Below are 14,333 nucleotides of genomic sequence, written 5' to 3'. Positions count from 1 at the left end.
CGGACACCGGGATCACTCCGAGCCGCCCGCCCCGGCGAAGGCACCGGGATGGACCTGCTCCCGGGTCGCCCGGTACTGCTGGCGTACGGCCCCACCCACCGCCAGCTCCTCGCCCGGCTCCAGCACCTGGGCGGTGGCGCCCTGCCAGGCCGGGGGAGTGCGCGGGTCGAGGGAGCCCTGCGAGACCCCGAGCGCCCAGGCCGCCTGCCGGGCCGCCCCGATCGCCGCGTACTGGGCGGGCCGCGGGACGACCACCTGGCTGCCGAAGACCGCCGGGGCGATCGCCTGGACGGCCGGCAGTTCGGCGGCGGCCCCCAGCAGGAAGACGCGCCGCACCTCCACGCCCCGCCCGCGCAGCACGTCCAGGGCGTCGGCCAGCGAGCAGAGCATCCCCTCGAAGGAGGCCCGCGCCAGATGCTCCGGCTTCATCGACTCGCGCCGCAGTCCGCAGAGGGTGCCCGCGGTGTGGGGGAGCTGAGGGGTGCGCTCCCCTTCCAGATAGGGGAGCAGGACCAGGCCGGAGGACCCCGGCGTCGACTTCAGGGCGAGGTCCGACAACTCCTCCAGCCCGTCCACCCCCAGCATCTCGGCGGTCCCGCGCAGCGCCCGTACGGCGTTGGAGACGTGGACGACCGGCAGATGCATCCCGGTGGCGTCCGCGAACGAGGTGATCATCCCGCTGGAGTCGGCGAGCGCCTCGTGGTGCACGGCCATCACGGAACCGGAGGCCCCCAGCGACACCACCGCGTCGCCCACGGCGACCCCCAGCCCGAACGCGGCGGCCATGGTCTCGCCGGTCCCCGCGGAGATCAGCAGCCCCTCGGGCGTCGTCCCGGCGGACTCGGCGGGCCCGAGCACCTCGGGCAGCGCGGCCGAATGCCCGAGGGCCAGCTCCACCAGGTCGGGGCGGTAGGAGGCGGACCCGGCCGACCAGTAGCCCGACCCCGACGCGGCGCCCCGGTCGGTGGTCCGCCGGGCGGGCCGCCCCAGCAACTGCCACACCAGCCAGTCGTGCGGCTGGAGCACGGCGGCCACCCGCTGGGCGTTCTCCGGCTCGGCCCGCGCCAGCCACCGCAGCTTGGCCACGGGCTGCGCGGCCTGCGGCACGCCCCCGACCGCCTCGGCCCAGGGCTGCCGCCCGCCCAGCGAGTCGACCAGATCGGCCGCGGCGACCTGCGCCCGCCGGTCGTTGCCGAGCAGCGCGGGTCGTACGAGGTTGCCCTGCCGGTCGAGCGGGACGAGCCCGTGCTGCTGGGCGGAGACGCCGATGGCCTGCACGCCCTCCAGCAGCCCGCCGGACGCGGCCTCGCCGAGCGAGAGCAGCCAGACCTGCGGATCGACCTCGGCGGACTTGGCCTCGACCGGATGGGGGGCGTACCCCTCCCGGAGCACGGCGCCCGAGTCCGTGTCGCAGACGACGATGTGAGTGAAGGCGGAAGAACTGTCCAGCCCCGCGACTATGCCCATGGGAAGAGTCTGCCGCACGCGCGGAGATTCCCGTAACGACGAAGCGGCCCGCCCTGATGGCGGAGCGGCCCCGGCACGACGGAGCGGCCCGCCCGGGGTGGGCGGGCCGCTCCGGCACGGACGGGACTTCCGACGGGGCCTCAGGTGTTCGTGGTTCCCCAGTCGTCCTCGGCGCCGCCGTTCTGGCTGCTCCGCTCCCGCAGGGTGCGCACCCGCTCGGCGACGGATGCGGGCACCCGGTCCCCGACCTTGTCGCTGACCGAGTGGTACGCCTTGCCGGCGATGTCCCGGCCGCTGTGCGCGGCGCTCTCGGCGGCGTTGCGCACGGCGGGGTTCTCCGTGAACTGCCGGGCCGACTTCTTCAACTGCTCGTAACGCTCGCGCCCGGATCGCGTGCCGAGCACGTAACCGAGGGCCACTCCGGCGATGAACGTGAGCCGGTACCGCATGGCTGCCACCCTTCCTGCGCTTGGTGCGACGTGTGCAGCCCGCCTACCCGCAGCGCCCGAGATCACCCCGGGCACTACCGATTGGCGGAGCACCCCCCTGCTTGCGCTAATGTATGTGTCGCAGCGAACGCGCGCCGCTCGGCAGCCGCCAGGCAGGTACGTTTCGAAGCACCGCAGCAATCCCCTGTAGCTCAATTGGCAGAGCAGCCGGCTGTTAACCGGCAGGTTACTGGTTCGAGTCCAGTCGGGGGAGCGCGATCCCCTGTAGCTCAATTGGCAGAGCATTCGGCTGTTAACCGGAGGGTTACTGGTTCGAGTCCAGTCGGGGGAGCGATACGGAAGAGGACCCTTCGGGGTCCTTTTTCACGTCCCGCACCGCCACGCCCCGGACCCCCGCGCCCCTTGTGCGGGAGCCCCCGCGCAGCCCCCGGGCGACTCTTTCGGGTCACTTCGATCTTCCCCGCAACCGGGCAGCACGCAGCGCCGTCCTCAAGATCAGGCGAAGTCGACCATCCGAAGCAAGAGATCGTATGACCGGCTATGCTGCGGCAGACGGGGCGCACACATGTACGCGCCACGCCGAAATGGGGCGGTAGCTCAGCCGGTTAGAGCAGCGGACTCATAATCCGTCGGCCGTGGGTTCGAGTCCCACCCGCCCCACCGAGTGTCCCCAGGCAGAATCGTTCTGGCCTGGGGAAACGCTTTCTTTGGGGGGAGTTTCGCGTGCGGCGTTCGCACCACAGAGGTGCAGCGAACGCCGCTCCGGGGCAGGCGGGACAAACCTTACGTGGCTGTGACCTGGGTCTTTTCCGGCGTCGTGTCCGTGGGGCGGTTGTGAACGCTCCCACGGCCTCTCAGTACGGTCTCCTGGGAGCGAGGTACGGGGCTGCGGCCCCGGAGAGGTCGGTCTGTCCTGCCGGCGGCGGCTCTGGTGGCCGACCGGTCTCCACCCGGCGGAGGTAGTGGAGTCGGGTTCGAAGATTGCGACATCCCCGGGGCGGCAGGGGTCCTCATGGCTGTCCCGTAAAGGCTGTCCCGTAATTCAGATCCGGGCCGGCCAGGGTCCCGCCGGAGAGCCGGATTTTCCTGTTGCAGCCCGGCTTGCCACCCTGTGGTGAGACCTCGACTAATCCGCCCATACCGGACTCTACCGAGCGGCACCAGTAGTTACGAGACAGCCTTTAGGCGGAACGGCCGCGGTTGGCTCGAGCCCTTGTCCGCATCGGGCTCCGGGCCTCAGGCGGTCGATGTCCTGCGGATCCGTGGATCCGCAGGACGTGCACGATGGCAGGTTTGGTCCGCCCGTCCCCGGCCCGGGGGCTGCCGTGGGCGTGTATGGGATGCGCGCCCGGTGTCGGGCGCGGCGGCGACCTCGACTTCGCCAGCCCGCCACTCGACACCAGGGCGGCATCGCTGCGGCAAGGACGGCACCTGCTGGCAATGCCGTTGCACTTACCTATTGTTGCTGCCGCTGGTGGACCAACTGTTGGGGATGGCCTGTCCGTCGACCTCGCCGGAGCCCGTCCCTGCGCGTTGGCGTCGCCGATCGAGGCAATGGCCGGCACACCCGGAGCCGGGGGCGGCTGGGGTAGTCCTTGGTGAAATACCGCTGCCCGGCGGAGGGCCTTCCGTTCCGGCGGCCATTCCTTCTCGGCCTTGCTACCGGGCTGTCTTCCTCCTGGGATCTGCTCTGCCCCGCACCTCCCGCCGCGTCCTGGCCACCGCCTCCGCCATCACTGCCAGGGCTTCGTCATCAACGGTGCCCGGCTGCCGGCTGAAGAACGGCCTCATCATCAAGGCGCCATCGCTGACGTCAGCTGACACAACCTCACACGCGCGACCGTGGACTCTGCGTACCCCTCCACCGCGGTCCGTACCCGACTCCCGCGACCAGATCTCCCGCGCGCCCGAGAGGCCTCGGTGGCTTGATCATGTCGTTGACGGAGTGCGGTCAATATTGGTTAGATCACGCATTCTTTGTGAAGTTTTCGTAAGGGGGGCTCACTGTGCGCAGTGGAGGGTGGTCGCTTCATATGTCGGCCACACATAGGGGAAGACGAAGACTCGGGCGCTCGACCGCGGTGGCGGTTCTGACGACGGCGCTCATGACGATCGCCTCGGGCGCGCTGCCGGCGTCGGCCGCCCAGGCCGGTTCGCTCCAGAACCGAGCGGCCGACGACGAGCGGAAGGCCGAGGCGCCCGCCTCTACGGAGGAGGATCGCCTGCTGCGGGAGGCCAAGGACTCGGGGCAGCGCGTCGAGGTGACCGGGGAACGTACCGCCTATTCGACGGTGTTCGCGAATCCGGACGGAATGACCTTCACGCTGGAGCAGTCCACCGTGCCCGTGCGCGCGGCGAAGTCCGGCGGCTGGGTGGAGCCGGACGCCACCTTGGTGCGCGGGGAGGACGGAACCGTCGGTCCGAAGGCGTCCGCCGCCGCCATGTTCTTCTCGGGGGGCGGGGAGGCGAAACCGCTGGCTGCCATCGTCGACCAGGGGCGTTCCCTCGCCGTCGACTGGCCCGACCCCTTGCCGGAACCGGTGCTCGACGGCCCCACCGCGCTCTACCGCGATGTCCTTCCTGACGTCGATCTACAGGTCAACGCGACCGTGGAGAGCTTCCAGTACGTCCTGGTGGTGAAGACCCCGGAGGCGGCGAAGAACCCGCGACTGGAGGAGCTGACGTTCGGTCTGCGGACGGAAGGGCTGGCCATCCGCAAGGGTGCGACCGGGAACCTGACGGCCGTCGACGGAACGGGCCGGACCGTGTTCCGCGCGCCGCCGGCCCAGATGTGGGATTCAGCGGGTTCGGTCGACGCCGGGCAGGCGAAGTCGCTCCCCCCGAAGGCGACCGCCGAAGCAGGCACCCGTTCCGCCCCGAAGGTGACGGCCGAAGCGGGCACCGCCGCTGCTCCGGAGCCCTCCGACTCGGGCAAGGGCGTCGAGCCCGGCCAGGGCGACAAGGTGGTGCGCATGGACGTGCGCGTCGCGAAGGACTCGCTGACCGTGGTGCCGGACGCCGCCATGCTGAGCCGGACCAAGCCGTCCGCCTTTCCGCTGTTCATCGACCCGCTCGTGACCTGGGGGGAGGGTGAGCGGACCCTGCTGCGTTCCGACGGGTACGAGTCCTACGACTGGTCGAACGGTGACGACGGCCTGGGCAAAGGCGTCGGCGAGTGCGGCACGTGGAACGGCTATTACTGCGGCCCTGGATACACCCAGCGTCTCTATTTCGAGTTCTCGCCCGCTTCGCTGAAGGGCAAGCACGTCCTCGACGCGACCTTCGCGGTCACCGAGCCCTGGGCCTTCCAGTGCGAGCCGAGGTGGGTGGACCTGGTCCGCACCGACGACATCTCCGCGTCCACCACCTGGTCCTCCCGCCCGAAGGAGCGGGACCTGATGGTCGACCGGCACGTGTCCGCGGGCCGGGGGTCGCTCTGCGACCCCGACTCTCCCGACGCCGCGATCGAGTTCAACGATAATCCGGACGAGTCCAACGAGAACCTCACCTCCACGGTGCGTGACTTCGCGGCCGGCAAGTTCGCCCGGCTGACCCTCCAGCTCCGTGCCCATGACGAGGGCGACACGGCTGCCTGGAAGCGGTTCAAGAACGACGCCGTGCTGTCGGTCAAGTACGTGGGCAAGCCTGCCGTTCCCGTGAACGTCGGAATCACCTCGGGGACCGGCACGGTCTGCTCGCCGAACTCCGCCGACCCCGCCGTCATCAGCGATCCGACCCCCCAGCTGGTCGGCAAGCCGAAGACCATGGCCGGTGCTGAGTCCCAGGCCAATCTGCGGATCCGCTGGCGCACCGAGCGCTGGGACGGAAGCGCCTGGGTAGTGGCCCAGACCGATATCGACAGCCCGACATCCGGCTACGTGGGCAATCTCTCCGTACAGTCCAGGAGCTTGCCGACGGCGCTGACCGAGGGCGTTGGCTATCGCCTCAAAGCCCTGACGCTCTCGTACTACGAAGGGGGCACGAACCGGCTCAACACCGGTTACAGCGCACCTTGTTACTTCAAGATCGACAACACCTCGCCCAAGGCTCCGACCGTGAAGCTGCAGGCTCCCTACTCCCAGTGTCTGCCGAACGCGTGCGCGGCGGGAGGCGGACCGGGAGTCGTAGCGAAGGTCCGGTTCACTCCGGCGGCCGTGGACACCAACGTCGTCGACTTCCAGTACCGGCTCACCGAGAGCGAGGCGTGGAAGACGGTGTGCAAACCCGGTTCCCCCTGCATTTTCGAAGCCGCCATCACCCCGGTGAAGTCCGGTACCCAGCGTCTCTACGCCAAGGCGAAAGACGCACTCGGACGTTGGGGCGAGCAACAGGTGCTGGACTTCCTGGTGGCCTCGGGTGAGGGGCCCATCGCCCGTTGGCGCTTCGACGAGGCCACGGGGGTGGCGAAGAACAACGTGGCAGGCGGCTCCGCGCACGACGCGTCGCTCGTCGGCGCGGCGGTCCGTGACGACCGGGGTCGCCGGGGACTGATCACTCACGACGCGAACGGAGTGCCGCTCGCCAGCCCGGTCACGGACCGGGGACTGTCCCTGGACGGCAGCGGGGCGGCCGCCACGACCGCCCGGTCGGTCGTGGAGACCCGGTCGGCCTACACGGTCTCGGCGTGGGCGCGGCTGAACACCCGTGACAAGGACGCCATCGTGCTGTCCCAGGACGGAGCGAAGTACAGCTCCTTCCTCATGTGGTACGAGACCAGCTACAACTCCTGGGTCTTCGGGGTGAAGGAGAAGGACGAGGACAACGGCCAGGCCTACCTCGGCATCGTGGGCAAGGCGCCGGCCGTAACGGGCGCGTGGACTCACCTCACCGGCACCTACGACCCGGCCTCGAAGGAACTGAAGCTGTACGTCAACGGCGTACTCCAGGGCACCCGGGTGACGCCCAGCGGCTGGTCGTCGTCCGGCCCCTTCAACGTGGGCCGCTACCTCTGGAACGGTCAGCGGAACTGGAACTTCAACGGGTCCATCGACGAGGTCGCCGTCTGGCAGCGCCGGCTGGAGGACACCGAGATCGCGGACGAGGCCAGGCTCCTCACGTCGGAGGGCTTCGCCGGCGCCGAACTGGTCGCCGACTGGTCGCCGACTGGCGGCAGCGGCACGGTCGTCACGGACGGTACGTCCGGGTACGGCCGAACGCTGAATCTGACCGGCGGTGCGGCGATCCAGGACGGAGAGATCGTCTTCGATGGTGTGGACGACGTCGCCACATCCAGCGGAGCGCCGCTCGACGACACCGGATCCTTCACCGCCACGACGACCGTCGCCCTGGACAAGGAGCGGGTGCTGTCGAAGAACGTCGGCTACACGGGCCAGGTCTTCGGGCAGCGCACGGCGAGCGGGTCGTCCTGGGGCTTCTGGTACCAGATGTCGGGCAAGGACACCGTCCTCGATCCCGAGACCGGTCTTGAAGTGACCGAGCCGGTCGGCAAATGGCACTTCGGGCGTCTCAACGCCGACGGGACCCTGACCTCGGTGGTGTCCGACGAGATCGTGTCGCTGGACAGCGTGGTCCGGCTGACCGGGACGTTCGACGCCCAGGCCGGGACGATCAGCCTGTACACGGGGCACAACCAGAACGGCGACGACAGGGCCTACACGGCACAGGCGGGCACCGCCGACCTCGCCGTCGCTGCCGCCCGGAGCGGCGGCGCCTGGAAGAACCATCTGCCGGCCCGGATCTCGGAGATCCGCCTGTGGGCGGGAGCCATGGCCGGATCGGGCCAGATCGACGCCCACGTGGGCGACTGAACCGACCCCTCTTCGAGGGCGGTGCCGCGTCTGCCGCGACACCGCCCTCGCTCTCGCGGCCCGACGGCCGTACGACCGGCGCCCGGGTGGGAAGCCGGCCTCTCGAACTGGAGTGCATGGACATGTTCGGCACTGGCACAAGACGACGGGGGAGCGGGGGCCCAGGGCTCCGTCCCCGAGCTCTGGCCCTGGCCCTGACTTTGGGCATGGTGGCACCGCTGGCGCTGGTCTCCAGCGCCGAAGCGGCCCAACGCGGCCTCGGCCGGCCCGACGTACAGGAACAACGAGTCAGCAAGGTGAGGGCCGTCGACACGGTGGCGGGCAGGAAGGCCCGCAAGCAGGTCGCGGCAGATCTGGAGGCCAACACCCGGCAGGCGGGCCGGGCCGCCACCGAGCGGCGTGACGCCGTCTGGCCGAAGCCGGGAACGGCCGAGCTCTCGGCGGCTGAGGGCACGACGGCGGAGGCCGTCGTCGGCGGGCTGCCGCTGGCCCTGTCCCGGCGGGACGCCCGGAGCACCGGGGCGGCCGCCGTGGGACGGTCGACCGTCACCGTCCTCGACCAGAAGGCGGCCGACCGGCTCGGCATCACCGGAGTGGTGCTCACCGCCGATGTGCCGGCCGGCGGATCGGCCGATGTGGCCGTGGAGTACGGCGGATTCGCCTCGGCGGTGGGCGGCGGCTGGGCCGGCCGGCTGGAGCTCGTACAGCTGCCGGCCTGTGCGCTGACCACACCGAGGAAACCGGCCTGCCGTCAGCAGACGCCCCTCGGGTCCGACAACGACACGCGCCGGCAGGAGGTCTCCGCGACACTGCCGTCGAAGCCCGCGTCCGCTCCGGGAGGCGCACGGGCGACGTCCGCCGCCGGTACGGCCGTCCTGGCGCTCACCGCGGCCGGAGCAGGCGCCGGTGAGTCCCCGAAGGGCAGCGGCGACCACTCCGCCACCGAGCTCGCCGAGTCCTCGTCGTGGTCGGCGGGCAGCAGCTCCGGGGCCTTCACCTGGAACTACGACCTCAAACTGCCACCCGCCGCCGCAGGACCGACGCCCACCATGTCCCTGTCCTACGACTCCGGGAGCGTGGACGGCCGCACCGCCACCACGAACAACCAGGGCAGCCCCGTCGGCGAGGGATTCGGCATCACGGAGTCCTACGTCGAGCGCAGTTACGGCAGTTGCGACGACGACGGCCACGAGGACGTCTTCGACCTCTGCTGGAAGTACGACAACGCCAGGCTGGTGCTGAACGGGAAGTCCAGCACGCTGGTCAAGGACAAGACCTCCGGGCAGTGGCGGCTGCAGGGCGACGACGCCTCATCGGTCACCCGGTCCACGGGCGCGGACAACGGCGACGACAACGGCGAGCACTGGACCGTCGTCACGGGCGACGGGACGAAGTACGTCTTCGGCCTGGACAAGCTCGACGGGGCCGGAAGCCAGCGGACCAACTCGGTCTGGACGACTTCCGTCTTCGGCGACGACAGCGGTGAGCCGGGGTACACGGGCGGGGACTCCTTCGCGAAGCGCTCCCTGACCCAGGCGTGGCGCTGGAACCTGGACTACGTCGAGGACACCCGGGAGAACGCGGCCACCTACTGGTACACGGCGGAGGCCAACCACTACCGCAAGAACAAGGCCGACAAGGCCGACACCTCCTACATCCGCGGCGGATACCTCAACGAGATCCGCTACGGGCTGCGCAAGGGCGCGCTCTTCACCGACGCCGCCGACGCCAAGGTCACCTTCGGCCACGCCGAGCGGTGCACCGCGGCGGACTGCACGACCCTGAAGAAGGAGACGGCGCACCACTGGCCGGACGTGCCGTTCGAGTCGCTGTGCTCCAAGGACGACGCGGACTGCGAGGCCCTCGCCCCGGCCTTCTTCACGCGCAAGCGCCTGACGTCGGTCAACACCTTCTCGTGGTCCGCGGCGACGTCGGAGCACACCCCCGTGGACTCCTGGGCGCTGACCCAGAAGTACCTGGACGGCGGCGACATCGGCGACACCTCCGACCACGTCCTGACGCTCACCTCGCTCAAGCGCACGGCCAAGGCGGGAACGGCCGTCGAGTTCGACCCGGTCGGATTCACCTACCACATGCGCCCCAACCGGGTGGACGGCACGGACGACATCCTTCCGCTGACCCGGCCCCGCGTATCGACGGTCACCTCGGAGACGGGGGCGGTCACCACCGTCACGATGTCGGCGCCCGAGTGCGTCCGCAGCGAGGTCCTCGGCAAGCCCGAGGACACCAACACCCGTAACTGCTTCCCGCAGTTCTGGAACATCAACGGTTCCTCGGTGGCGTCCGTGGACTGGTTCCACAAGTACCGCGTGGTGGCCGTGGTGACGTCCGACCCGGCCGGACAGAACGACACGGTCGAGCAGGAGTACCTTTACAGCGGAGCCGCCTGGCACTACAGCGACTCGCCCTTCACCCCCAAGGACGAGCGCACCTGGTCGGACTGGCGCGGATACCGCCAGGTCACCGTTCTCAAGGGCGCCAAGGACACCACGCGTTCGAAGGTGGTCTCCCTCTACCTCCAGGGCATGGACGGTGACGCCAACAAGGACGGCACCACCAAGTCCGTCAGCACACCCGCGCTTCCGGTCACCGGCCTGAACCTCGCGACGACGACCGACTCCGGGGCCTTCGGCGGGCAGCTGCGACAGCGGATCACCTACGCGGGGAACTCCCCGATCGGCGTGGTGGTCAACCAGCCGTGGCAGAAGGAGACCGCGCGCCAGGACGTGCCCGGCGCGGGCGACCACGTGGCCCGCTACGTACGCACGCAGAAGACCACCACGTACACCTATCTGACCGCTCCCAAGTCCTGGCGCGCCCGGACCGTCTCCACCGACCACGACGAGTACGGCATGCCGTACCAGGTGCAGGACAACGGTGACGACGCGAAGAGCGGCGACGAGATCTGCACCCGCACCTGGTTCGCCCGCAGCGACGACTCCGGCATCACGAGCCTGGTCTCGCGTACCCGGACGGTGGGGAGGACCTGCGCGACGACCGACGCGTCCCTGGACCTGCCGGCCGACTCCTCCCGGCGCGGAGACGTCCTGACCGACTCGGCCATCGCGTACGACGGCGCTTCCTGGTCCGCCACGCAGAAGCCCTCCAAGGGCCTGCCGACCTGGTCGGGACGCGCCGCCTCCTACACCGCGGCCGACGCCCCCGTCTGGCAGAAGACCGGCACCACGTCCTACGACACGCTCGGACGTGCCCTGACCGTCACCGACGCCGATGACAAGTCGACGGTGACCGGCTACACCCCGACCACCGCGGGCCCGCTGACCGGAACCGTGGTCACCAACGCCAAGGGCTTCAAGACGTCGACGTTCTTCGACGCCCGGCGCGGGGTGCCACTGCGCACGTACGACGCCAACTCCCGCAAGACGGAGCTGACGTACGACGCCATCGGCAGGCTGACGGACGTCTGGCTCCCCAACCGGAACCGGGCGGCGGGCGAGAGCCCGAGCCAGAAGTTCCGCTACGCACTCAGCAACAGCAAGCCGTCCGCGGTCTCGACGGCGGTGCTGAAGAAGGACGGGGTCAGCTACAACACCACGTACACGATCTACGACGCGCTGCTGCGGCCGCTCCAGACCCAGTCGCCGACCCCGCAGGGAGGCCGGCTGCTCACGGACACCCGCTACGACTCCCGAAGCCTGGCCTACGAGACGCACGCGGACATCTTCGACAGCACGGCGGCGCCCAACGGCACGTACACACGCGCGGAGTACGGCGAGTCGCCCACCCAGACCGAGATCGTCTTCGACGGCGCCGAGCGGGAGACGTCGAGGTCGGTGCTCTTCTTCGGCGTCAAGCGCTGGACGACGGCCACCGAACACACCGGTGACTCCACCGGCACGAGTGCCCTGGCCGGAGGCACCGCGAACCGGGTGATCGTCGACGCCCGCGGCCAGAAGACCGAGACCCGCACGTACGCGGGCCAGCAGCCGACCGACCCCGCGTACGGGGGCGGCCTGGGCGTCTCCTACACCTCGGCAGCCACGGAGTACACCCTCGACGGCAAGACGAGCGTCTTCACCGGTCCGGACAAGGCGCGCTGGAGCTACGAGTACGACCTGTTCGGCCGCCAGACCGCCGCCGTGGACCCCGACAAGGGCCGGGCGACGACCGGGTACAACAAGCTCGACCAGGCGATCCGGGTCACGGACGCCCGCCAGCGGTCGGTGCTGACGAAGTACGACGAGATCGGCCGGATCACCGGCACCTGGGACGGTGCCGAGACCGACGCGAAGCGCCTCACCGAGCACCTCTATGACGGGGTGATCAAGGGCAAGCCGTCCTCGTCGATCCGGTACGTCGGCGGCAAGGCCGGTCAGGCGTACACCCGTGAGGTCCTCACGTACGACACGCTCGACCGCCCGTTGAGCAGCCGGATCAAGCTGCCGGCCGACGACCCGCTGGTCAAGGCTGGCGCCCCGGCGACCATCGATTCCACGAGCGCCTACAACAACGACGGGACGCGCCAGAACACCAAGGAACCGGCGCTCGGCGGGCTGCCGTCGGAGGTGATCGAGTACGGCTACACCGCCCTCGGACAGGTCAAGTCCGTCGTCGGCAGCACCGGTTACCTGCTCGACACCGACTACTCGGCCCTCGGCCAGCCGCAGCAGCTCATCCTGGGCGTGGCCAACACCGAGGCGCACAAGAAGGCCTACGTCACCCACACCTACGAGGAGGGCACCGGCCGCATCACCCGCAGCCACGTCACGGACCAGACCCACCCGTACATGCTGCAGGACCTCAACTACAGCTATGACCAGGCGGGGAACGTCACCGCCATCGCGGACCCGACCACCCTCGGCGGCACCGGAAAGGCGGACGCCCAGTGCTTCGCCTACGACGGCTTCCGCCGCCTGACCGAGGCGTGGACGCCCTCCTCGCAGAAGTGCTCGGACCCCCGCGACGCGACGAAGCTGTCGGGACCCGCGCCGTACTGGACGGGGTACACCTACGACACGGCCGGACAGCGCAAGACGGAGACCCAGCACAAGCCGGGCGGGGACACCACCGACACCTACTGCTACCGGGGCGGCGACAAGCAGCCGCACACCCTCGCCGGCGTCAGCGCCACGGGCAACTGCACCCAGCCCGAGCGCTCCTACACCTACGACGACGCGGGAAACACGGACTCACGCCCGGGAGCGGCCGGGAAGCAGGTCCTGGAATGGGGCGCCGAGGGCAAGCTCGCCAAGCTCACCGAGGGAACCCGCACCACTGACTACCTCTACGACGCGGACGGCAACCTCCTCATCCGCGGCGAGAAGAACGGCGAGCGGGTGCTGTACGCCGGTGCCACCGAGCTGCACCTCAAGAGCGACGGCACCTTCTGGGCCCAGCGCTTCTACGGGTCCACCGAGCTGTCCGTCGCCGTGCGCACCAACGAGAGCGGCGCCAACAAGCTCTTCTACCTGGCCGGTGACCAGCACGGCACCTCCAGCGTGGCTATCGCCTCCGACACGCAGGCGGTGACCAAGCGCTATATGACCGCCTTCGGCGTGGAGCGGGCGGGTGCCGTCGGGTCCTGGGTGGACGACCGGTCCTTCCTGGGCAAGACACGTGACAAGTCCACCGGCCTGACCCATCTCGACGCCCGTGAGTACGACGCCGAGCTTGGCCGGTTCATCAGCGTCGACTCGCTGCTGGAGACTGAGAAGCACCAGTCGCTCGCCGGTTATGGCTACGCCGAGAACAACCCCGTCACGTTGTCCGATCCCACTGGCCTGGGCAGCTTCTCCTGCACCATGGGCGTGGACTGCCCGACCGGGGCGGAGAAGGTGGAGGAGACCGTCTCCCCGCCACTGTGGGGCGCCAGCAGCACCGGCACCTCGGGCACGTCCTGGAGCGGCCCGCTCGGCTACACCGGGATTCCCACGCTGCCGCTGGTGCAGCAGCCGCCGCTGCTCATGGGCCCTGACCCCATGCCGTTGATGTTCACCGGTCCGGTCAGCCCCGAGATGCAGAAGCTGCAGAAGATGTTCATGGAGGCACAGGCGATGTGCCATCTGCCGTCGGGCAGTCTCGTGAACAACGAGCACGGGGGCGACGGCAAGGTCAACAGTGACGGTCCCTGGTCACTCGCGTTCCGCTGGGCCTGGGGAGCTGATTTCCACTGGAAGTCCTCCAAGCAGGAGATCACGCTCCCGGACGCGAAGTACGACGGCGACGACACGATCACCCAGAACCTGATCGAAAGCACCAGCATGAAGGACGCGCGGGTCTTCGTGGCCAACACCTTCCGTGACACTGGAACCCTCAAGGGTAAAACCAAGTACAGCACCACCAAGAACGCCGAGGGGCAGGACCGGAATCTCGCCCAACTCGTCGGTCTCTACGCTTCCGACGTCGGCGGACTGCTCGTAGGGAAGAAGGACAGGAAGGCTCAGGGAGTACTCGGCTCCTACGATCTCAAGTACACGATCACCGAGAGCAAGGGCAGCACGCTCACGGTGAAGTACACCGCCACCACGGACATCAACAACGAGTCCTTCATACCGATGCATGCCAAGTGGCAGGAGTCCGCCAACAATGGGCCCAAACACATGGGAGGATTCTTCGCCGGCTACCGGGTCGAGATCCGCTGGCAAGAGACCATTTACAAGTAGAGGTA

General features: G+C 69.3%; 4 protein-coding genes and 3 tRNA genes. 5 read left to right on the top strand and 2 right to left on the bottom strand.

Annotation, left to right across the window (positions count from 1 at the left end; genetic code table 11):
• Positions 1-12: 12 nt before the first annotated feature.
• Together ACIRRU_RS09215 and ACIRRU_RS09210 are read right to left on the bottom strand one after the other, a co-directional pair.
• A complete protein-coding gene (locus tag ACIRRU_RS09215; RefSeq protein ID WP_403678159.1) occupies positions 13-1,467 on the bottom strand; it encodes an FGGY family carbohydrate kinase in 1,455 nt (484 codons plus the stop codon).
• A gap of 140 nt (positions 1,468-1,607) precedes the next feature.
• A complete protein-coding gene (locus ACIRRU_RS09210; RefSeq protein ID WP_363205047.1) occupies positions 1,608-1,916 on the bottom strand; it encodes a YtxH domain-containing protein in 309 nt (102 codons plus the stop codon).
• Between the two features lie 180 nt (positions 1,917-2,096).
• Between ACIRRU_RS09210 and ACIRRU_RS09205 the strand changes: the two genes are divergently transcribed.
• The 5 genes from ACIRRU_RS09205 (at position 2,097) to ACIRRU_RS09185 (ending at position 14,328) form a co-directional block, all read left to right on the top strand.
• Positions 2,097-2,169: transfer RNA gene (locus tag ACIRRU_RS09205), tRNA-Asn, on the top strand.
• Positions 2,170-2,174: 5 nt separating this feature from the next.
• Positions 2,175-2,247, top strand: a tRNA-Asn gene (locus tag ACIRRU_RS09200).
• A gap of 255 nt (positions 2,248-2,502) precedes the next feature.
• Positions 2,503-2,576 (top strand) — tRNA-Ile (locus ACIRRU_RS09195).
• Between the two features lie 1,445 nt (positions 2,577-4,021).
• Positions 4,022-7,684, top strand: a complete 3,663-nt coding sequence (locus tag ACIRRU_RS09190; protein ID WP_403678157.1) for a LamG domain-containing protein — start codon at positions 4,022-4,024, stop codon at positions 7,682-7,684.
• Between the two features lie 206 nt (positions 7,685-7,890).
• Positions 7,891-14,328, top strand: coding sequence for an RHS repeat-associated core domain-containing protein (locus tag ACIRRU_RS09185; protein ID WP_403678155.1), 6,438 nt, complete (start codon positions 7,891-7,893; stop codon positions 14,326-14,328).
• The last annotated feature ends 5 nt before the right edge of the window (positions 14,329-14,333 follow it).

Origin of the sequence: Streptomyces sp. NPDC101181, assembly GCF_044767975.1 — a bacterium.
In the GTDB taxonomy this organism is placed as follows: Bacteria; Actinomycetota; Actinomycetes; order Streptomycetales; family Streptomycetaceae; genus Streptomyces.
Note: the sequence above shows the minus strand (reverse complement) of the source record. Positions and strands in the feature narration are given on the sequence as shown.

What these genes read in the sequence shown, in the direction of transcription:
- ACIRRU_RS09215 (WP_403678159.1), bottom strand. Translation starts at nt 1,467, where the DNA reads ATGGGCATAGTCGCGGGGCTGGACAGTTCTTCCGCCTTCACTCACATC.
- ACIRRU_RS09210 (WP_363205047.1), bottom strand. Translation starts at nt 1,916, where the DNA reads ATGCGGTACCGGCTCACGTTCATCGCCGGAGTGGCCCTCGGTTACGTG.
- ACIRRU_RS09190 (WP_403678157.1), top strand. Translation starts at nt 4,022, where the DNA reads ATGACGATCGCCTCGGGCGCGCTGCCGGCGTCGGCCGCCCAGGCCGGT.
- ACIRRU_RS09185 (WP_403678155.1), top strand. Translation starts at nt 7,891, where the DNA reads ATGGTGGCACCGCTGGCGCTGGTCTCCAGCGCCGAAGCGGCCCAACGC.